The organism is Halorubrum salsamenti (genome assembly GCF_007671685.1).
Classification (GTDB): domain Archaea; phylum Halobacteriota; class Halobacteria; order Halobacteriales; family Haloferacaceae; genus Halorubrum; species Halorubrum salsamenti.
In genome coordinates this window covers 50,956-72,415 of sequence record NZ_VCNL01000010.1, presented here as the reverse complement: position 1 = coordinate 72,415, position 21,460 = coordinate 50,956, and the positions used below count along the sequence as shown (strand labels likewise).

Annotated in this window: 11 protein-coding genes; 6 read left to right on the top strand and 5 right to left on the bottom strand. The window is 56.3% G+C overall.

The window, feature by feature from the left end:
* Positions 1 to 73 precede the first annotated feature (73 nt).
* Positions 74 to 970 (bottom strand): hypothetical protein, encoded by an 897-nt coding sequence (locus FGL94_RS17290; protein ID WP_144927918.1) that lies wholly within the window; start codon positions 968 to 970, stop codon positions 74 to 76.
* Positions 967 to 1,911: a hypothetical protein gene (locus tag FGL94_RS17285; RefSeq protein WP_144927915.1), complete on the bottom strand. Its 945-nt coding sequence runs from the start codon at positions 1,909 to 1,911 to the stop codon at positions 967 to 969. The genes FGL94_RS17290 and FGL94_RS17285 overlap by 4 nt, the downstream gene beginning before the upstream one ends.
* Before the next feature lie 2,174 nt (positions 1,912 to 4,085).
* Between FGL94_RS17285 and FGL94_RS17280 the strand changes: the two genes are divergently transcribed.
* A complete protein-coding gene (locus FGL94_RS17280; protein ID WP_186313444.1) occupies positions 4,086 to 4,724 on the top strand; it encodes a hypothetical protein in 639 nt (212 codons plus the stop codon).
* Between the two features lie 593 nt (positions 4,725 to 5,317).
* Here FGL94_RS17280 and FGL94_RS17275 read toward each other — a convergent pair.
* The 3 genes from FGL94_RS17275 to FGL94_RS17265 form a co-directional block, all read right to left on the bottom strand.
* A complete protein-coding gene (locus tag FGL94_RS17275) occupies positions 5,318 to 7,099 on the bottom strand; it encodes a DEAD/DEAH box helicase (RefSeq protein WP_144927909.1) in 1,782 nt (593 codons plus the stop codon).
* A gap of 129 nt (positions 7,100 to 7,228) precedes the next feature.
* The gene (locus FGL94_RS17270; protein WP_144927906.1) at positions 7,229 to 10,999 is read right to left on the bottom strand and encodes a UvrD-helicase domain-containing protein; all 3,771 of its coding nucleotides are present in this window, start codon (positions 10,997 to 10,999) and stop codon (positions 7,229 to 7,231) included.
* 2 nt (positions 11,000 to 11,001) lie between these two features.
* Positions 11,002 to 14,349 (bottom strand): PD-(D/E)XK nuclease family protein, encoded by a 3,348-nt coding sequence (locus FGL94_RS17265; protein WP_144927902.1) that lies wholly within the window; start codon positions 14,347 to 14,349, stop codon positions 11,002 to 11,004.
* A 194-nt stretch (positions 14,350 to 14,543) separates the two neighbouring features.
* On the opposite strand from FGL94_RS17265, the gene FGL94_RS17260 reads away from it, so the two are divergent.
* From FGL94_RS17260 to FGL94_RS17240, 5 genes are all read left to right on the top strand, one after another.
* Positions 14,544 to 15,419 carry a hypothetical protein gene (locus FGL94_RS17260; RefSeq protein WP_206664961.1) on the top strand — a complete coding sequence of 292 codons (876 nt, stop codon included), beginning with the start codon at positions 14,544 to 14,546 and terminating at the stop codon, positions 15,417 to 15,419.
* Positions 15,420 to 15,616: 197 nt separating this feature from the next.
* Positions 15,617 to 16,309, top strand: a complete 693-nt coding sequence (locus FGL94_RS17255) for a hypothetical protein (RefSeq protein ID WP_206664960.1) — start codon at positions 15,617 to 15,619, stop codon at positions 16,307 to 16,309.
* 361 nt (positions 16,310 to 16,670) lie between these two features.
* The gene (locus FGL94_RS17250; protein WP_144927896.1) at positions 16,671 to 19,610 is read left to right on the top strand and encodes a DEAD/DEAH box helicase; all 2,940 of its coding nucleotides are present in this window, start codon (positions 16,671 to 16,673) and stop codon (positions 19,608 to 19,610) included.
* A 379-nt stretch (positions 19,611 to 19,989) separates the two neighbouring features.
* Positions 19,990 to 20,832: a ParA family protein gene (locus FGL94_RS17245; RefSeq protein WP_144927893.1), complete on the top strand. Its 843-nt coding sequence runs from the start codon at positions 19,990 to 19,992 to the stop codon at positions 20,830 to 20,832.
* On the top strand, positions 20,825 to 21,334 hold the full coding sequence (locus tag FGL94_RS17240) for an HNH endonuclease (protein ID WP_144927890.1): 510 nt from the start codon (positions 20,825 to 20,827) through the stop codon (positions 21,332 to 21,334). Before FGL94_RS17245 ends, FGL94_RS17240 begins: the two co-directional genes overlap by 8 nt.
* Positions 21,335 to 21,460 lie beyond the last annotated feature (126 nt).

Below are 21,460 nucleotides of genomic sequence, written 5' to 3'. Positions count from 1 at the left end.
ACACTGAGCGATCAGTACGGTCTCAAAAATTATCAGTAGCTGAGAATTTCAACAGACACTGTCAGACCTGATTTTATTCCCACACTTGCTCGTACTGTCCCACAGCGAGGAAATACGATTGATCGTCGACTATCGGTTTGGGAATCACACCATCATCAAAGTCACGCAGATGACCAAGATGGATCGGCAACTGTCCATCAGCCGGATCCTCACTCCGACTGGTTGCGACTAACCGTCGATTAACCAATCGAAGGGTCGTTGCGTCGCCGCGGGACTCGGCATCCGTTTTCCATGCCATGACCGCTTCGCCGATTTCAGCTTGTTTGTCTGGCAACACATCATTGTGTGGTACGTTCACCCACACGTGGCCGTGTTCAGTGATGTACAGACGGCCTGGGTTCGGTCGGTACGCTGCATATCGCTCGACCAGGTCTGAATGGTCAAAGGCCGACACAAATCGGTAGTCACGCCAGTTCCACACCAACTCGCCTACACTACTAACAGACCACCGCTCGCCGTGATTAAACGGGAAGCTGGTCCACACCTTCACCCCGTTCGTTGGTGGTTTGGGATTGGTATCTACGCTTCCAAAATCGATCTCTCCACGACATTTTCCGAGATACACTGGTACCCAGCCCTCTGAAATGGGTGCTTGATCGACGTTGTCGTAGGTGCTGGCCTTCACTTTAGTGAGCACTTCCCCTGTAGCTGTGATCCGAAAGCTGCCCAATCCCTGACTTTTTCCGATCAGTACCATTGCTTGGCGCAGCTTGTTGGGTGCTTTAGCAAAGATCGACAGATCTCGGTGCTCCCATTTCAATACCGCATGGTCATCGAAGTTGTCGTCCATGACGATGCTGTAGCGGGATCCACGATACGCCGACGGCCAGGGTTGTTTTGGCTCCACAGAAACCGATTTATTCCCGTCGATCGGCACCTCTGTGGGCTCTTCAGTAAATTCGAATTTCATGAGGTATCCTCCTCAAGGTTATCCACAAATCGATCGAACGCGCCAAAGTCACCATCATCACTCGGATTAGCATACAGCTTCCCTTGAGTGCCAGGCGGCGGCGTTTCATCTTCGACTGGCAGTGCTTGGTCGATGCTGGTCGTGATCGCTGATGTGTCGCCTGTTGCGATGGGGGGACTGGAGTGGCTCACGTCCAACGGGTCGCGGCTCGCAACAATATCTGGCAGCGGATCGAGTTCTGAGATCAGGTGCTCAAGCTCGTTATACGCCACCGTCTCCGCTTCAAGGATCTGCCCCACAAGCGCTGGGGTGAGTCGCACTTCGTTGAACCATCGACGGAGGACATCGGCATCCACAACCACAATCTCGTGATCTTCGGCAACCGAGCGGGCTCTCTCTGTTGCCGTTGCCGGGCTGATAACTGCCAGCTGTGCTTGAGAACGTCCCGATCCGGTAGCAATATTCCCTTCATGGAGTGCGGTCACATGGTCAGCGGTGAGTGGCTCCTGTTCTGGGCGTGTGACCACGTGGAACCCAACTGTCGTGTGTTGTTTGTTCCACAGCAGATCAAGGACGCTATCCGCTTGCGGGTCGACCAACGAAAAACTCCCAGCGTAGCGACTGAGCACGACACCAAGGATTGTCGCGAGATCTCGCTCCCCGAGATACGTAGCATCTTCGACATCGAAGATCCGAGAGCGAACCGCTCGTGGCTCCTCCAGTGGGTCACTACTGTCGGTGGGTGTCGAATTACGCTCGGAGATCCGATCACGGGTTGAGGTAACGAGCGTACGAATCCGACTCCGTGGTGCATCAAGCTCGTGCGCCTGTAGGACATCCACAATATGCTCGACATAGACACTCGAATCAATGGTTGCAGCTTCAATGGAGCCTGGCACATCACCAGGGGTATACCATGTTGGCCCCTCATTGTCGCTCATTTGAGCCACCGTCGTACCCGTTCGATTAGCCTAATATTCCGGCGATGGATCTCGGTGTTGCTGTTGGTTCTGTCGAGCACGATGAGTTGGTTTGGCTTGAGCAGCCGGGAGCCGTATATGATGATGTAGGTGTCGTTGGCAGCTAATCGAGCGGAACGGAACGTGTCGCCGATCTCATCTGGCGGCGTATTCTCACTATCAGCTAATTGTTCACATGTTCTACAGGTGCCAGCGTCCAGATCATCGGGGGCATACAATTGTTCGCAGAGCGAACACTGTACCATGTGATCGACACAGATCGGCTCCCCACTAATCGGACTGCGGTTAGTGTGATCCGCACAGAGAATCTCGTCGTCGACGACACACGCTGTCCGGTGGTGCTCACAGAGTTCACCCTGTGTGGTCGCGTCATCAGTGCAGATACTACAGGGCCGCAGGTGATCGGCACAATGTAGCTCCCCACCCTGTTGACAGGCAACGGCGTGCTCGGCACACAGACTCTCACCACACGTTGTACACGTTTCACGGTGTGACTGACACAGCTGTGTGCCACAGACGCTACATCCATCGATGTGGCTCTCACCAAACAGATCTTCACAGCTAACACACTCCTGTGCGTGATCTACGCAGACTGTCCCGAGACAGCCCGCACAGTCCACGTGATGTGTCTCACAGACCATCTCACTGCATTCATGACAGCGGGCCGTATGGTTCTCACAGGAAGGGCTCCCACAGATCGAACATGTTGTACTGTGGGAGTCACACATGGTGGTGTCACAGGCTTCGCACGCTTCTGTATGCGTTGGGCAGAGCGGGTCTTCACACACATCACACACCGCAATGTGATCCTCACAATACTGATCCGAACACGACGTACATTCCCGGATATGGCTCGGACAGAGTGCCTCACCGCAGTGATCACACAATTCGGTGTGTTCTGGACAGACTTGGTCTCCACACGCATGACAGTCTGTTGTATGAGACTCACAGAACTGACCGTCACACTCCACACATGCTATTATGTGGTCAGGACAGTGTGTCTCACCGCAGCGGTCGCAGGCCGTCGCGTGTGTTGGGCACACAGCATCGCCGCAGGTGTCACATGCCTTGAGATGGTCGTCACACACCGGTTCATCGTCGATCGCACACGCCTGAATGTGGTCTATACAGTACTCACCCTCACCGTGTGTACAGGCTGTTGTGTGGGCTGGACAGAGCTGTATCCCACAGTCAGCACAGGCTGTCCCGTGGGTTTGACAGTGTGTCGTCTCACAAACGGCACACTCGACGGCATCAGCCAGACAAACGGGTTCTTCGCAGGTTGTACATGTCTCGACATCCGCGGTACAGAACGATTTGCCACAATCGACGCAGGTGTCCACATCATCGATACAGTATAATTGGTCACAGTCGCCACACGTGTGTTGGTGTGCTGGACAGACGTCGATACCACAGGTGGTACACGTGTCAACGTGGACTGTTCCGACATGGGCTTCGCACACGCCACAGGTTGTTGAGTGCGGCTCACAATGAGCTCCGTCACATGAGACACATTGTGCGGAGTGATCTGTACAGATGTGGTCGTCACACGTTTCACATTGAGCGGCATGCGTAGCACAGACTCGGCGACCGCCGATCGCACAGACGCTTGAATGGTCTCGACACACGGTTTCTTCGCATATCTCACAGGTTACCAGCGCATCCTTGCGATGGTGGCCCTCACAGTGCTCACAGTACCCGGCATGTGAAACACAGAGCGAGCCGTCTGCTGTCGTTGCCGGGACTCGATCATCAATGCAGAATCCACCATCACACACTAAACAGGTGTCTAGATGGTCGGTACAGATGCTGTCGTTACAGTACTCACACCGGCCGGTATGGCTGTGGCAGTGTCGCTTGTCACCGGTTGTACACGCCACGAGATGCCGATCACAATGGAACTCCCCACAAGTCGTACACGCCTCTCCACAGAGTATACACATCACGTCGCCATCTTCTTCGCACGACTCTCGATGAGCAGAACAGACCGCTCTATCGCAGCTGGCACACGTCTGCTGACACTCACGACACTCGACTGTTCCACAGTACGTGCATGTACTGTATGAGTCAGCCTCGGTACCGCACACAAGCGCGCCACACGCCGTACACTCTTGGCGACACGCCGAACAGACCACATGCGAATCGTCACAGAGCACAGGTGGCCGTGTTGGGCTGAATTCGGTGCCACAGTCTGCACAGGCAAATGGTCCGAAGGCGTTCGTTGCCGGGGTGTATTCAACTGTGGTTGTCCCGACCTGATCGCTGGTCCCGATCTCGACGGTGAGATCGCCGCTCTCGTAGGTAATGATCGTAGTCGCAACGCTACTCACATCGACACTTACTGCGTGGCGTTCAACGACTTCCTCGATCTGGGTGGCTTCCTCCTGTTTGAGCTCAGCTTGCTGGTTGGCAACTTTCGATTCAAGTTGATCAAGCTCACGGGCTGCTTGGTCGCGGTTTGTAATGTAGCGGCTTCGTGTGTCACTCGAGCGAGCCCGCTCTATCTTCTGCTCCCACTCATCGATCTCTTCTTGTTTTGCTGTGAGCTTCGCGTCGAGTTCAGTGCGACGCTGGTGATACAGCTCCTCAATTTCTTTGCGTCGTTCGCTGGCTGCCTCGCTCGCGCTGGCTTGAACCTCATTGAGATCGGCTTCGAGCCGGTCTTGTACCGACATTACAGCTGTGTCATACAGCTTTTCGAGCGTGTCAGCATCTACGTCAACGGCGTCGCCGGGCGTTGGATCGATGACGAGCGATCCAAGATGATCGGTTAGCCGCTCTGTGAGTGCTGGCAGTTGTTCACCACTCTTGAGATCAAGGGTGACTGTCTCAGATCGTTCCCGGTTGTATGATTGGATACCCTGTAGCTGGACGTAGAAATGAAATGCCACCGCGACGTGGGCGTCGGTTGCGTCAAATTCCGTAACCCGCCCATCACTGTCAAGCACGTCAAGCAAGGGAGGGGCATGGATCTGAAGATCGGCACTCGAGAGTTGTAAGTACGCAAGCTGATCTCCTTCTCGCGCCAGACTGAGTAAGGAATTAAAAAACGGAGTTCCTGGCCGCACGAGAATATCGTCTGGTTCTGTTTGTACTGCGCTCTTAAACACTAATACCGTTTCATTGGTGTCACCACTGTTGGTAGTCGCCGACGAACCAAGGCTCTCAGCAATCGAATCAAGCGCTTCATTGCGGGTCTGTCCGTCGGTGGTAGATACAGATTGCGTCTCAGAGCTGAGCGCTGCTGGAAGTGACACCTGCCACCGATCGGGTGATACTTTAGTGATTTTGCCGCCGTGCGCTGTAATCGTGGCTTCCGTGAGTTGTTTGATGCTTACCTGGTTCAGTACCCCTGACTCCGTTTCGCTCACTTTGCGTCGCCTCCTAGCTCGAACCCGCTAAAGACTTCATTATTGAAATCTCCCATCTTCTCTGCGGCTTGTTGATTCGATTCAAGATCGACAGCCATCTCATCGAAATTGTTCTCCATCTCGATATGGTCGTCGGCGGTTCGGAGCCGGTCGAAGACCTCTTTCTCGAAGTCTGCTCCCGATTTTTCCATCCGTGAGAGGATCTCCCGTAAGCCGCCCACAGACTGTGTAAAGAGATTGATCTTCGAGTAGAGCTTCTCAAGGACGTGCTCTTCGACCGTTCCAGACAGCGCTAAATTGAACACGTGTACTTCCCGATCCTGGCCGATACGATCGATACGACCGATCCGTTGTTCGACTTTCATCGGATTCCACGGCAGATCGTAGTTGACCATCACATTGCAGAACTGCATGTTTCGTCCTTCGCTGATCGCGTCCGTTGCGACGAGGACGCCACCGTCTTGTTCGAACTCGGCAACGACAGCCTCCTTTTGGACACTCGAGAGATCGCCGTTCACCACATGGACCGGTTGATCGAGTGCCCGCGCACTGGCTGCAATCTCGTCTTGTGTTGGTCGAAATTGTGTGAATACAACTATCCGCGTCTCTTCTAACCGATCATGGACAGTCTTGATAACTTCACGCAGCCGCTCTTGTTTGGTTGTCGTGTCGACCGCCTCAGCGAGGGTTTTGATCTCACGAAGTTGGTCCTTCTCTTTTCTGGACAGAGTTGCAGCGCCCTCACCGCGTAACCACTTGTCTATGGTTCCAAGTACTGCGCTCGGGCTACTCACAACCTCTTTTTGTAACAGGAGTAACACGAGGTGTTTAGCGTCTTGGCTCGAGTAGTTTGAGCGGACGTACTCTGTGACTGCCTCATACAATTTGTCTTCGGCAGCCACCGGATCGAAGGTGTTTGTTCTGACGTTCCGGTTTGTAAAATCGATATCTGTCTCCTCGCGCTGATTCCGGATCATCACCCGGTTGAGCTTGCGTTGTAGCTCGTCAGCGTTCTTGATCTGAGTGCCCTCTCCATCGACCATATATCGTGATTTGAACTCACTCCGTGTGCCGAGCAATCCAGGGCGGATCAAATCGACGATATTGTAGAGATCAGTAATCTCGTTTTGGATGGGCGTTGCTGTCGCGAAAAACCCTTCTTGATACTCGATCTGCTCAAGTAGCTCATAGCGTTTGGTTCCCTCGTTGCGGACATAGTGGGCCTCATCGAGCACAAGTACGTCCCACTGGCGACTGAGGACGGCCTCACGGAAGCGGGCGCTTTTTGCTGTGTCGACACTCGCGATAATCCGATCGTGGGCGGCAAAACCCTCAAATTCGTCGTCGTAGTTACAGACAAAGTCGAGATCAAACTTCTCGGTCATCTCTGCTTGCCATTGAGGAGCAAGCTGAGCCGGCGTCAAAACGAGAAACGTATTATGGGTCTCACGGAGGTCCATCTCCTTGAGTACCATCCCAACTTCAATGGTCTTCCCAAGACCGACCTCATCGGCAAACAGTGTTCCGCGCCCCATACTCGTGATCGCTTGGTGAGCCGCGGTTAACTGATGATCCAGAAGCTTGACTTTGTCTTTAATTTCGTCGACTGCCAGCAGCTCCTGCTCGCTTTGAATCGCTGCAAACTGGTGAGCTAATATCGATTGGAGATGTGTCGACGCAGCCATCTCCTCCGTCTTACCAGCAGTAGGGGGCGAGGGTGGCTCGTCAATCGACCACTCAATAGCCGAGGATACGCGATCCTCGTCTCCTGTTGACATTCAACTGAATAGGTGCCTTCGGCTGATAAATCAGTTTTGCTATCTTTACTGAAGCTTTCATGACACCTCCTTGTAAGCTTAGGCCTCCGTTCAGCGGCTCACAGATACACACGGTGGAGGCCCACGACGTCAGTCGTGAATCCCAGACTTCTCAAGAGCCGCTGCTCGGTCCCAGATCGCTGTCTGAATCTGATCGGAAATCGTTTGAATCTCCGCGGGCGACCACGTCGTTTCCCACGCTGTATCGGATGCGGTAAACACGAGTGAAGCCCGGACTTGCCGGTCTGAATCCTGCTGATGTAATGCGACAGCGTACGCCTGTAGCTGCGACTCGTAATATTCCGCTTCGGTGTCCAGTTCTGTTGGGGTTACGTTACCGGTCTTGTAATCGATGATGTGGTAACTGTCTGGCGTCACAATGAGATGGTCAATGAACCCGGATATCTCACCACGATCGAACTCCGCAGTGATGTACAGCTCGTCGTACTGCTGTTCCACCTCGGCGGCCGCTGCCTGAGTGTCAACGTACTCGATGCCACGGCGAGCATGTGTCTGGACACGTCTCTTGAGTTCATCTGTAAGCGTCACTTGGGCACCCTCTTCGGCGAGTGTTTGTTGGATGAGACCCATCCACCGATCATCTGGCGGACGCAGCTCACACAGCCGGTGAACAAGTTCTCCAAACACCCGTGGACTAACGGATTCAGCCGCCGACTCCGACTCCGTGGTGTCCGACGGTGAGTGTGCTGAGGAGCTGGCTGCGGTCGTGTCGGCTGTCTCAGGTGAGTCCGATGTAGGCTCATCCAATTCGTCACTGGCCACATACAGGGTTTGTGTCGCTGTTTCAAGCTGGAGTGTGCCGCGATCCCCGCGTAGTGCCGCCAGATCTGTCGCCGACAACTGAAAGCTTCGTGGCGGCGCTGGCGGCTGTTCAGAGCGTGAGACAATCGGATCCTGGACTGTGGGTGACTCGTGTAGCTCCGCAGGGGCGGTTGGAAGCGATACCGTGTAGCTACCGGCGCCGAACTGCTGCTCTACCTGGCTCGTGGTATCGAGCGCGGCACAAACCTCCTCGGATAGCAACTCTGGCTGGACCCAGTCACGCCAGCTTGCCGCCTCTTCGGGGTCAGCATCCACAAGATCGGTGAATGTTGGTTCACTCGTGTCATCAGCTGATTCATGGAGCCCGCTGAGCAGGAGGTGATCGCGGGCTCGGGTACAGGCGACGTACAGGACACGTTTTTCTTCCGCGCGCTCTTCGGCGCGTCGCCGATCGCGGATTGTCTCTCGTGCCATCGTATCTTCCAGCTCAAAGGGGTCATCCGGACTGGGCGCTTTCATGCCGACGGCGTACTGATCCCCGATTCGCTCGAATTCGACTTTGCCGTCGCCGATCGCGGCGTCGTCTTTGAACGGCCGACTGATCTGGGGGACAACGACGAACGGGAACTCCATCCCCTTCGCGTCATGGATTGTGAGGATTTGGACGCCCTCATCTGTGGTGTCGGCTTCACTCTCACGCCCGCCTAACTCAACGCGCCGCTCAATCCGGTTCACGAGCGTTGTGAGACTGCGCACGCCCTCATCGCTAAAGCCCCGCAGTTGTTCGCGAAACTTCTCGACGTTCGCCACCGCCTGTTGGCCCCGCTCACCGGCACTCACGCTGACGAGGTAGCCTGTCGCGTCAATAATCTCTGTGAGGTATGCGCCCCACGAGCCGTCAACTGTCGCTGGCGACGGCTCCGAGACGCCGGCGTCCTCGCGCCACGTCGTGAGAAGTTCATACGCGGTCTGTAGTTCTGTGGCGTCTGCGTCGGCTAACGCCCTCCACAGCGTGTCGCCGTCCGTTTTGAGCGCTGCCAGCGTGTCATCAGTGAATCCAAAGAGTGGTGAGCGTAATGTGGCATACAACGCTCGCTCATCCTGCGGATCCGCGAGGGCGCGAAACAGATTCAGGAGGGCGGTAATTTCGGTCGTCTCATAGAACCCAATGCCGGATGCTACCGAATATGGAACTCCAGCGTCTTCGAAGGCCCGCTCGAAGCTCTTGAGGTGTGTCCGGCTGCGCAACAACACTGCGATATCTGTTGGCTTGATTGCTCGCGGCTCATCACCTGCCCGGTCTTCGTCTGATTCGGGATATACCTGATACGGTTCGGCTAACACCTGTGAGAGCCGTGCTGCTAGCGCCATCGCTTCCAGTTCAACGTCATGCTCAGGACCGGCCGTAGCGAACGCGTCATACTGGCCACACCGATTGGCTCGCAACTCCGAATCTGTTGGGACTGCGAGATACTCTGTACTCCCGAGGCTTGCCGGATCCCCACGGGCTGGAGTGAGCGGTTGTGGCGTTGCCTCGTACGGTTCGCCGTCGACATCAAACACCGCACCGAACAGTTCGTTGATCGGTTCAAGCACTGCGGGGAGCGTCCGGAAGTTCGTGGAGAGTTGATCGTCTGCCGCTGTGTCCCCGCCTGTAGCGTCGGTCGCCGAACCTGCGGCGGCAAGCATATCTGTAATTTCTTTGAACTGGGTGACGTCGGCGTTCCGGAATCGATAGATGCTCTGTTTAACGTCTCCGACCACGAAAATATTGTTCGCGTCGAATTCACCCTGTGGTGAGGTCGTGAGTAACCGAATCAGATCCCACTGTCTGGGGTCCGTATCCTGAAACTCATCTAACATTACATACTCGAACTGGGCCTGTAGCTCCTTGCGGATATGGGCGTTCTTGGGTGCTGCCAGAAAGTCCACGGTGTATGAGACGAGATCTGTGAAGTCGGCGGTATTCTGCTGTTGTTTGCGCTCAGCGTACGCCTCACCAGCGATTTGCGTGAGTTCGGCGAGTGCCGTCACGAACGGGTAGCTTTGGCGGTCTCGCTCTAGATCTACCTCCACAGCGTAGGTTTCCGGCTCAAGCGCCGCAACAAGCTCTTCGATGGCTGTGTCGAATGTTGTCTTCTGTGGGTGATCGTTCCAGTGCGTTGCGGCGCCAGTGTAACTCGCGTATTTGGCGCCGTCCGCCGTGGTCAATGCGCCGCTGAGCTGTGCGATGAGCGTTTGCTTGGCCCGTGAGGGGACGCCATCATCATACCCGTCTTCCAACAACTCCACCACTTTGACCGCACGTTGCCACGCTTTCCCCTCCGTTGAGATGGCTGGTGGATCCGCCACCAGCCCCTGTAGTGTTGTGAGTGGACCGACCACGGTCGGATCGGCTAAGCGAGCAGCCGCCTCATCTGGATCGATCGGATGTAGTTCGGTTTCGACGAAAGAGAGATATTCTGCTTTGCTGGCGTCTGCCCACCGCTGTGCCCACGTGAGACTTGCTGGGCGCTCGCTCAACAGATCGGTGAGTACGTCATGGAGCTGTGCTCGCGAAAACCGTCGGGCAAGCGTTTGTGTCGCCGTGTGTGTCTCGTGGTCCCGGAGCGTCGTCTCTACAACGTCGTGGACCATCGCGGTCGCCTCATTTTCGTCAAGCGTCGTGAACCCCGGATCAAGTGGCTCAAGTCGTAGCGCATGTTCGCGCAGCAGGCGTGCACAGAACCCGTGGAGGGTGTGAATGTAGCCATGCTCAAGCTCGTCAGCAATCCGGCGCCATGCAGGAAACTCCTCGGCATCAAGCGTGGCGATACGTTCCGTAATTTCTGTCCGGATGCTGCTTTCCAATTCGTTTGCGGCCCGCTCGGTAAACGTCGTCGTGAGGATCTGTTCTGGTAGAAGCAGATCGTTTGCTGGATCGTCGCTTTCCGCAATACCCGCTTCGATCATTTTGAGATATCTCGCCGTGAGCGTTGTCGTCTTCCCTGTTCCGGCGCCGGCAGTCAGCGTGACGTTCCGATCGAGTGCGTCAACGGCTCGTTGTTGTTCGTCCGTCAGACGGTCGTACTCTACCATTGTTAGTTCACCTCCACAACGTCTCCTGGCGACAGACCGCGCGCAGCAGGCGGCACATAGGCGGGTATCCCCTCGGTGTCGATTGTTTCGATCGTCTCCTGTCGCTGATGATGGCGTACGTCACACACCTGTGCGTAGTCACAGTGACGACAGCCGGCATCCGCTGGCTCAAGCAGTGTTGGCTGGAACTGTCCGCCAGCAATGCCTGCTGTGAGCTCGCCTAGCCGGGCTGGCGTTTTCTCAGTGAGGAACCGTCGGAACGCAGTGTGCGTTTCAAAGTGCGGGTACGAGTGGCGCAATAGTGGTGTCGACACCTCGTCGTCGCCGTGGTAGACAGCCATCTCCTGTGAGGTGACGAGGCCGCGTCGCGACGAGACTGCTGTCGGGGGGGATATCTGGTAGTAGGCCGCTCCCACTGTCTCGAGCTCTGGCAGTGCGGCTTCGATCATGAGCGCATATAGTGGGAGTTGAAACTGGAGGCCGAGCAGGGCATCGCTGGCGCTTGGAATCGCAGAGCCAGTTTTGTAGTCGCGGACGACCGCCTGCGTCGGGCTCGTCCCCCGCACCGTATCAACACGGTCGACCAGGCCATGTAGTTGGATTTCGCCAGTCGGGGTCTGGATGCTGGCTGGCCCGTCTCCCACCGGTGTCCCTCCTGGGTGTGGATCTCCAATGCGTGCTTCAAGCCATGTTGGGCGAGCAGTCGTTTTGGCTGGCTCGGCAAATTCGTGTTCGAGGAAGCGGTAGAGCAACCCCTTTGCGACCGGCTCGCCGTCTTTCGTGGCCGTCGGCCCGTAATAGGGGTTCTCGGCTGGTGTGTCGAGTCCCGCTAGCACACCGGTGAGCCACTCCTCTTGGAACGCTGTGGCGGCGTACCCAGCGAAGGCGTCCGCCAGCCGATCGCGAGCCACGGTTAGCAGTGTTGCCTGCCGAGTCTGAAAGTCACCGCCAGGATCGACCGGCTCACCCACATCGGATTGGACCGTTCGGTAGTAGTGTTCGAGCACATCATGGATGTATGAGCCCCGAAGCCCTGCGTGCGGCTCACGCGTGAGTGGTTCGGGCGCGCCGATCTCAAGCACCCGCTGCATGTAGTATTTGTACCCACAGGCAGCGTATGTTTCGAGGCGGCTCGCGCTGTAGGGTTCCCGCGCGGTCTCTGGGTGTAGCTGGGCAACCATCTCGGGAGACAGCTGGCCATCATACGCTGAGAGCCGCTCCGGATCAGCACGAGCTGCCGCACAGGCGGCGCCGGCATGCATCCGATCGCCGATCGCCTCACTGAATGTCCCGGCTGCGACCGCGGCGTCAATGTGGGGTTGTGGCCGTGACTCGTCTCCAGCAGTGACAGCAGTACTGATCGCCGTTTGGACATCTTCACGTGTGCCTGGCGTCTCCTCTGGCGTTGTCGTGATCGCCTCATAGTCGATGACACGTCGGAGCTCGGTGAGAAGATCCGGTTGGACGTGCGGTTCCCCGCCGAGAGTCCGTTGGGGCGCTGACAGCCGTAGCGTGGCGCCACTACGGAGCAACGTGCCGAGATGGTAGCGTGCCTCCAGGGAGGTATCTTGCTGTGCGAAATCCCGATGGGCATCGTAGATGGGCTGAGTAAACGCCATGTGCTCGGGATCCGATGGCAGGTGCGCGGCGGTCATCCCAAGCACGTACACGTAATCCCACTCCCGAGCGTCCGCATCGGACAGCCCACAGACAACGACACTGTGTTCCTCGGCCGCTGCGGGTGCCCTGACGGCTCCATACGTGATGGCACGCTCAAGGCGCTCCATAACGGTCCCCTGATCGTGGTCCGCGACTCCCGCGGTCATCGCAAGTGTCTCGCTGATGCGATTAAGTCGGTCGGCTGCACGCATCTCCTGGTCAAGGTTTAGGTCGGCGTTGTCTGTGGCGTCTGACAGCGAGGTCGTGATTCCCAGTTGGTCTAACAGTGTGGTGAGACGTGTGGGCAGATCTGCAAGCGGGCTCTGTGCAACGGCGTCAACATCGGCTATCAGTGCCTCAATACCCGCAGTCGTTTCCGCATCGAGATGTTCTATGACCGGAGCAAGCGCTATTGTGTCTGTCCGGCTTGCCACCCGCGCCAGCGAATGGTGATCCACAGTACCCTCTGTGTCCGTGGCTGTCACCAGCGGGTTCGTGAGCAGATCCAGTAGTGTCTCGACGGAGCGTGGCTCTGTCGCCAGCTGGCAGACCGCTTCGACGGCGGTGCCGATCGCGGTTTCGGCGAGGGGCTGCTCTGTCTGTAGTACAAACGGGATCTCATAGGCGTCAAACACCTCGCGAACTGTATCGCTGTATTCGGCCGAATTTGTGAGTACGACACCGATGGTTTCTGGATCGGTGCCAGCTGCCAGCCGCTGCCGAATCTCTCGTGCGGCTGCTCTGACCTCGGTTGGAAGTGTCTCAGAGTCGGTGATCGTTAGCGCAAGCGCGGCTGGATCGATGTCGGCAACGGGCGGTGACTCGTCCGGGTGGCGATACAGGTTCTGTGTCACCCGCCGTCGGTTGGCGATCGCTGGGCGTGCGTCCGTCGAGATCGGTGTTGGGGTAAAGCCAAGTGCGTTATACGTCTCGGCTGCAGGCTGAGCGCCAGCATCAACACCGGCCGGTTCACCGCCCTCATGTTGTGACGGGAGCAATGCGACGGTCGGCCAGGTCTCAGTGATCCGCTCGAGCAGCTGGCGTTCGAGCGCGTCAAAGCGGGTGAATCCCCCCACTACGACGGCATCAACAGCCGGGAGTAGCTCTTCGAGCGGCGTTGTAGTCGTCGTAAGCTGGTGCATCCGCTCGGTCTGATAAGTCTCGGGGAGTTCGTCAGCCAACATGCTGTCACGAACCTCCTCGATCGCAGTCGCGAGGGCTGCCACGGCGTTGGCGCGATCCGAGAGGCCGAGCTCGGAGAGTCGTGTTTCCATTGCGTCTGCTGATAGCAGTCCCCCACGTTCCAGCGCCGTGTACAGCTGTTCGGCCTCTTGAACTAGCCCTGCCCGTGGCAGCTGTCCGTCAGCTGAAAACGGATTTGATGTTTCTAACTGTTCGATGCCAGCCTCGACAAGCCGGTATAGCAAGGGCTGATCAATGTGAGTGACTTCTCCTTTGTACTGGTCTCGTTCATAGCACGTCGTGACGAGTCGGTCGAACGTCTCGATACGTAGACATGCTGTGGAGCCGTACTGACTCCACCGCTGGCGCGTAGTGGTATCAGACCGGACCCGCTGGGAGAGATATATGATACTGTTCGGCTGGTCGCCGATCTCCGATTTGACCCGCTCGAACGCTGCCGCTTCAAGTTCAGAGAGATGAGGACCCACAAGCAAATCCTGCGTTGACATATACTACTTGTCCCAGGAGTCACATATGAACTTTCGGCATAGGTTGAGGCCACCTACGTGATCTGCCCAGTTGTGTGGATCCCAGAGACTGAGCCGTGGGGTTCTATTGATTTACACTCCGCCAGCCGCGAAGCAATACTTGTCGTACTGCTGGCTGCCACCGATTATATGTGTCAGCGCCAGAATGGTCTCATATGACGACTGACAGAACCTCCGATGCGGGTTCGGAGACTCCTTCTGCGCCCGGTGAGAGCTGGACAGACTACTATCGCGGCTACAGTTTCAGCGTGAACGCAGAGGGGGAGGTCTGGTGGCAGGCGTACAACGGTACGGATCGACTCCGTCTCGATCCAGTACCGGATGCTATCGTCGAGAATCTCCTGGGGATCAAACGACAAGGCGGGCGTATTCGAGTCACTGAGGCGGGTGATGTGCTCACACGGGCTGAAATGGCTGGTGCAGATGATGCGTATGAAGCGCTCTACGTTGGATCTACTGATCTGACTGGCCGGCTTGTGCCTCCGGACGATCCTACTCATTCCGTCGCGCTGAGCCCGACAGAGCTCCAACCAGGGAATCTGTGGAGTAGCGTGTACGACGGTGCCAAGTACTCGTTTACTGGTGACCGGTTCTGGTGGCATAATGCCGAGAGCAAGCTCCGTCATCCATTTGCTGACTCACTGCCGGACACGATCGTGAGCGAACTCCGACGACTCCGTCCGCAGGGGGGCTCCTTTCGTGTGACGCCGCAAGGCGATGTGCTCACACAGATCCCACCAGATCGCTCGCCGTCGGACGTGCGTGAGCAGTTTCGGGCGCTGCCCCGTCCGGTCAAGCGGGTGTTACAGCTCCGTCGTAACCGGGGTGATGTCGATATGATTCCGGTGTACGTTGGAACACTGGATGCGACGAACCGTCCGATCCACGTTGAGGAACCAACCCGACTGACTGACCCCCTCACGGATGAGGAAGAAGCCTCGCTGGAGGGGTGGGCGGCCGCGGTCGATTCTTACGAGAGCAAAGAGTTGTCACCGGATGACCACCGTGTCGATCCTAGTGACGATACATGACAGAAACACCGCCTACAGCGTCCCTGACAGCCGTGTCGACCGAGGTCCCCACCGCTGCCGATCGCCAGGTGACAGTCACGCCAACTGATCCGTGGCCCTCCGCGTATCGCGGCTCTCGTTACAGTATTATCGCCTCACAGTCACACGGCACTGCTCTCCGATGGAGTCACCGTGGTGAAATCCAGGCACTCCGGAGCGTGCCCGATGGACTCCATGAACTGCTTCGTGAGGTGGGGAAACCAGACGGCTACGGCAGTGTGCGACTCACGGCAAGCGGTGAAGTGCTTACAAAGGTCCCCGCTGGATCCTACGATCAGGTAGGCGCTGCTGAGGTAAACTCAGGATACATCCCCGTGTATCTCGGTCAGATCGGAGGCACCTTCGATTTTAGTGACTTCTCCAACGATCCCGATCTCCTTACGACCCAATCAGCAATCCGTGTGTGGACCGGGCTTCCATTCCATCACGGAGAGGCGTGGAGTGTCTGTTCTGATGGCGTCTTACGCTGGCGCTGGCAGGATTATCAGTTTGACTCTGCCTTTGATCATGACGAGCTTGTCGCCAAATACACACAGTTCAGGCCAGAAGGAGGACGACTCTATATCAACGAACACGGCCATATCTGGGGGAACCTTAATCGGCGTACTGTGCCGGCAGAGATGGACGCAGCGGTGATGGAGGCGTATCAGAACTGGCGTGAGGCTGCTGGTCCGGCTGCCCAGCGGCTAGTGACCCGGCGGCTCCAACATACTGAGAGTGAGGACGCTCCCGACGGGCTGTTGCCAGTGTATCTTGGGCATCTTAGCCAGTTCGACCAGGGGGTGGCCCCCAAACCGATCGTTTCAGATCAGCGGTATTTCGTCGCAGCGGCACGGGATGCCGATCAATAATTGGTTCGGACAAGCGGACGATATCCCTGCCTCAGACGATGTGTGATTTTTTCCTCAAATCATCCACACACGGCTCTGTTGAAATCTGTATTCAGCGGCCTCTTCAATACGACTCTAACCGCGGCCTAATAAAATAATCAAGCGCAAGATTGTTATCTCTACTTGGTTGAACGATACTACGTTATCATGTGGGCTTTGGTGTCATACGAATGATTCAGACGCGCTTCACCGACTGGAATACCGCTCACGGTAGATTACACCCGGCACCTACGTGTACGTCTCAGTATGACACAAGCAACGTCTCTTCTCTAGCCTCTATTGAAATTCCATACACAGCTCAGCTCGCCGGGGGTGAAACACATTGGTAGATGAACTATTGGTTCGACGCTTCCCACCACCGATTCCAGGGTTGCCAAACGAGCAGGGCCGTTACGAGACGATTCTCACTACTCTTGCTAAGCAGCCAACGCCCCCAACCCGAGCGGAGTTCATCCAGCCATGTCAAGTCGCGATTGAACGAGACCATGACGATACGCTCAGCGATTCGTGGACGCGTCACATTATCAGTGACCTGGCGCGCTCAGGATTCATCCGCGAAGCTGACGAAGTCGGTCCTGATGATGCCGAACGACTTGCTGTCGGGATCGACAGCCAGCGATGGTTGGCTGGTGAGCTGTCGTTTGCCAATTGCGTGTACAACGCGCTGAAACGCAGCTGGGTGCTTCGAGCCGAATACCCCGAGGGGTTCGAAGCGCTCGAACGGATCTTCCATGCGATTACCTATGAGTGTGAGCAGCCAGCAAGCTCACGCAAAATTAAAACAACGCTAGAGACAGAGTACGGCTATCAGTTTAGTCAACAGGGGCTTCGTGGCTACCCTGAACTCCTGTGTCATCTGGGATATCTCGAAGACGTCGACGGTAAATACCAAATTCCTACGGACGTTGATCCGGAGCAAGCGCTCACCCGGCTGCGGCAGCCAGACCTCTTCAGAAAATACGAGAATTATCTCAAACGGGAAGGCGCTCTCGGCGACCACCCTCCGAAACGCGCCAAACAGGCGTTGATGAAGTACTACATGTACCGCGAATCGGGTGGCTGGTCGAAACGCAAACAGTGGTACCGCCAGTTTCACCGCCACTATCTCAAGCCGAGTGCGCGTGACGGGGACAATGTCGAGCCAAATCTCCAGCGGAAAGATGAGTTCCGAGATGTTGAAACCAAACGCAGAGGCCTACGAACGAAAATCAACAGCCGATACGATATTGTTGAGAGCCGGCTTCGCGGACTTTCAGCTGATGATCTCCAGCGGATTCATGACGCCGGGGATCCGAAAACAGCCCGCCAAGAACTCGTTAAAAGTGGTAGCGGGCTTACTCGAGCAGACCTGACTCAGTTTGTAGGGGACCGTTCCTACGAGTTTTCGAATGACTTTGCGCTGTATGACTGGCAAGCGGAGGCAGCTAACACCTGGTTTACAGGGACAGATCACACTGCTCCTCAAGAGGGAATTGCAGAGGTGGTGACTGGCGCCGGCAAGACGGTGATGGCGTTGGAAGTCATCCGTCGGTGGCTCGATGAGACTGACGACGGCGTTGTGACCATCGTTGTCCCGACGAAGGTGTTGATGTATCAGTGGCTCACCGAATTAACCCAGAAGCTCAACGTCCCCATCGAGGATCTCGGCTGGGCAGGCGATGGCCACCGCGATTCGTTCGCCGATGACGACATCACGGTACTCGTAACGATCGTCAACACCGCTGTCAAAAACGACTATCTCGCCTCCTGTCTTGAAGCGGCTGGAACACCGTCACACCTGCTTGTTGCAGACGAGTGCCACAATTACACTGGTGATGTCCACTCGAACGTCTTAGGGTATCATCACACTGCGACGCTGGGGCTTTCGGCGACGCCAACGGAAAAGCCGCACAGCGAACGTGATCCCAGCGACGATGAGGCCAACCTCTTCAACCGCTTAGGCGAGCCGTTCTACACCCTCACGTACAGCGAAGCAATTGAACGCAAGCTTATCCCAAGCTTCAAAATCAACTATGTCGGGTTTGATCTCGCACCCACTGAGCGACAAAAGTACGACAGCCTCAGCCGCGAGATCACGGATGCCCTTACAGAAATCCGCACGCGGTACGCCAACCGGCTGTACCAGCTGAACGGCAACCTCCATCAGAAATTACACACCATTCTCAACTCGGATGAGTCACCCCATCCAGCAGTGGGTCAGTTCTTCACGCTCACCCGACAGCGCCGGAACCTTGTGCAAAATGCCGTCGCCCGACAGGCGATCACGCTGCGCCTCTTAGAGGAGATTGATCCCGGTGAGAAAGCGATCGTGTTCCAAGAGCGTATCGAGCAGCTCAAACAGCTGATCGCTCCGTACGAACGGCTCGGGCAAACACGAGAGCGTGAAGTGTCGCAAGAAAGCGCCAGTGGCTATCGATCACAGCTGTACGACGAATTTCCGGAGCTCAAAGAGGTCGATAAGGCAATTGAGGATCTGTTCGCACAGCCCGACTATTGGCCGGTGATGTATCACTCTGGACACCGCCGCGAGGTGTGGAATGAGTTCGCGATGGAGTGGTTCCGTGCCGATGACCACGCAAACGTGATGCTCAGTGTCAAAGCCCTGATCGAGGGTGTTGACGTCCCCGATGCCGACACCGGCATCATTCGGGTCTCAAGCGGTAGCGTTCGTCAACGTATCCAAACGCTTGGACGGATTCTTCGAACAGGAGACAACCCGGATCGGCAGTCGGAACTGTACGTCCTGTACGCACGAGACACGGTCGATGAGAACATCTTCCGCGAATACGACTGGGAAGAACAGCTTGGGAACGCGGACGTTGAGCATCTCCATTGGGAGGTTGAAGACTCAGTGTTAGAGGGCGAACTGGTCGACGGCGAGCGACCCGATGTACAGACGTATACCAAACCATCGGTCCCTGACGTAACCGATCTTGAACCAGGCGATTCGTACGAGGGGCCCACTCACGGGTACAAGATCAGTGTGGATGCAGAGGGACGCCCGTTCGAACGCATCGGATCGGGACGCTCGTTTATCACCAACGAGGAAGTTACGGCTGCCGCCGACATCGTCTATCGACTCAAAGGCGGCGGGACGATCCACATTAATGAGCACGGCCACATGACAACTCAAACTGACGAGGAAACGGTGTATCTCGGCCAAACAGAGGACCCGGAGTCATTCGATCACGAGGAACCGACAAATGGCTCAACTGACGACCCGCCCGAGTTTGATGATCTCTTTGGGGATGATACTGTATAACTTGCCTAGTCACTAATTCTCCGTTCGGTGTTGGTTCTCTCCTAGTAGCCAAACAGCAGTACAGACGAACTTGAGTCCGTGGTGGTGCGAGTAAAATCGCGGAAGACAACAGTCCAATATCGATGACCGCAGGGAGTGAAGTTGATACATTATTCGAGTTGGGGAATACTGTTGGGCGGCAGGCTCAGCTCGACAAGCCGAACCGAAACATTTCGAAAACGTCAGTACGAATTTTCGCGCCGTCGTTGTGACGCTGCTACCCTTATCACCTTCTCTTCACTGTGATTATGGCCCGCTCTGCTCATGATTATCGAGTTTACTCAGGCAATTCCCTGTCTGACATAGTATTATAACGATCGCGTTTCTCTCGTTTCACTACATGACTGAAACGGCTGAAACGGCTGAAACGATCGAAACGCCTTCGGCGATTGTGGCGATGCTCAATCAAAAAGGGGGGGTTGGAAAAACGACGCTCACAATCCACGTCGCCGGCGCACTCGCCGACCGCGGGCTTGACGTCCTCGTGGTTGACTTGGCTCCCGAGGGGGCCCTCACGTCGATCCTCGGCTACGACGAGGCGTACAGCGACCTTGACCGGGAAGTGTCGCTCCACGAGCTGCTGCTCGATCCTAGCCGCGCAGACGGCGTCGACGATATCATCATCACTGGTGAGGAGTTTGATCTCCTTCCCGCGAACGAACGGATGGTCGACCGCACTGGCGGCGAACTCAATGGCGAACCCCGCGCTCGAGAACGGCTGAAGATGGTTCTCGACGAGCTCGCAACAGGGTATGATGTCGTTCTCGTAGACAACATGCCGAGCATCAACGTGCTCACGGACAACGCGTTGGTTGCCAGCGATGGAGTGTTGATTCCTGCCTACGCAGAGGCACTCTCTGTTCAGGGTCTTGATCGACTCCAGAAGCAGATCGACAGCGTCCGGGAGTACTTTGGTACGGTACGAATTCTCGGGATCATCGCGAACCGCGTCGAGCACAACAAACAGGCCGACGCCATGCTCGAGCAGTTGCATTCCGAGTTTGAAGACGGACTTGAGATTCCGGTGTTCGACGTGTACAAGCGAGTCGATCTTCAGCGTGCGATTGCCGCCCAGGAGCGCTCCATCTTTGCGGCCGATGAACTCGACAGCGACATGGCCGAAGTACTCGCCGATGTCGCGGCACTCGTTGAGGCAGACCTCGTGAGGGAAGCGAATGAGTGACGATAACGACGACGCCAGCGAGGAGCTGGGAAAGACTGGGGAGAAGATGGGCGGTATCGCCGACCGTTTTGGGGCGACGACTGAGGCGACTGAAACAACCGACACGACTGAAACGGACAAAACGACTGACACAACAGAAACGACTGAAACGACTGAAACGATCGATGCGACTGAAGGGACCTCCACCCCATCGTCTGAAATGACTGAAACGACTGAGGCGACAAAAACGACTGAAACGGGTGAAACGATCGAAACGCCAAAAACGTCTGACACACTCGGGCCGGGCGATGAGGGTTTCGTGCTGCGCGAAGATTGGAACGGGCGTACGATCTATCTCCCTGACGACGTCGTCGACGATCTCGACATCCGGTACTCAGAGGTCAACGTTGAATGGCAGCGTGAGCATGGCGAGCAGCTTCCGAAGAATGAGCGGTTCTATCCGGCGTTGGTACGGGCGGCGATCAACGAGACGACTATCGAGGCAGAGCTCGGTCTCGACTGATACGGTCTTTCGATACGTTGTCCTTCTATTGCCCCGTTCTAGTTTCCTTTAGCTGGTTAGCACGCATGTGAGAGGAGGGTGTTTTATAAGAAAATCATAAAAACTTATTTTGTATCCTCCCACAGG

Coding starts and splice junctions, on each gene's coding strand:
- FGL94_RS17290 (WP_144927918.1), bottom strand. CDS start 970: ATGAAATTCGAATTTACTGAAGAGCCCACAGAGGTGCCGATCGACGGG.
- FGL94_RS17285 (WP_144927915.1), bottom strand. CDS start 1,911: ATGAGCGACAATGAGGGGCCAACATGGTATACCCCTGGTGATGTGCCA.
- FGL94_RS17280 (WP_186313444.1), top strand. CDS start 4,086: ATGCGAATCGTCACAGAGCACAGGTGGCCGTGTTGGGCTGAATTCGGT.
- FGL94_RS17275 (WP_144927909.1), bottom strand. CDS start 7,099: ATGTCAACAGGAGACGAGGATCGCGTATCCTCGGCTATTGAGTGGTCG.
- FGL94_RS17270 (WP_144927906.1), bottom strand. CDS start 10,999: ATGGTAGAGTACGACCGTCTGACGGACGAACAACAACGAGCCGTTGAC.
- FGL94_RS17265 (WP_144927902.1), bottom strand. CDS start 14,349: ATGTCAACGCAGGATTTGCTTGTGGGTCCTCATCTCTCTGAACTTGAA.
- FGL94_RS17260 (WP_206664961.1), top strand. CDS start 14,544: ATGACGACTGACAGAACCTCCGATGCGGGTTCGGAGACTCCTTCTGCG.
- FGL94_RS17245 (WP_144927893.1), top strand. CDS start 19,990: ATGACTGAAACGGCTGAAACGGCTGAAACGATCGAAACGCCTTCGGCG.
- FGL94_RS17240 (WP_144927890.1), top strand. CDS start 20,825: ATGAGTGACGATAACGACGACGCCAGCGAGGAGCTGGGAAAGACTGGG.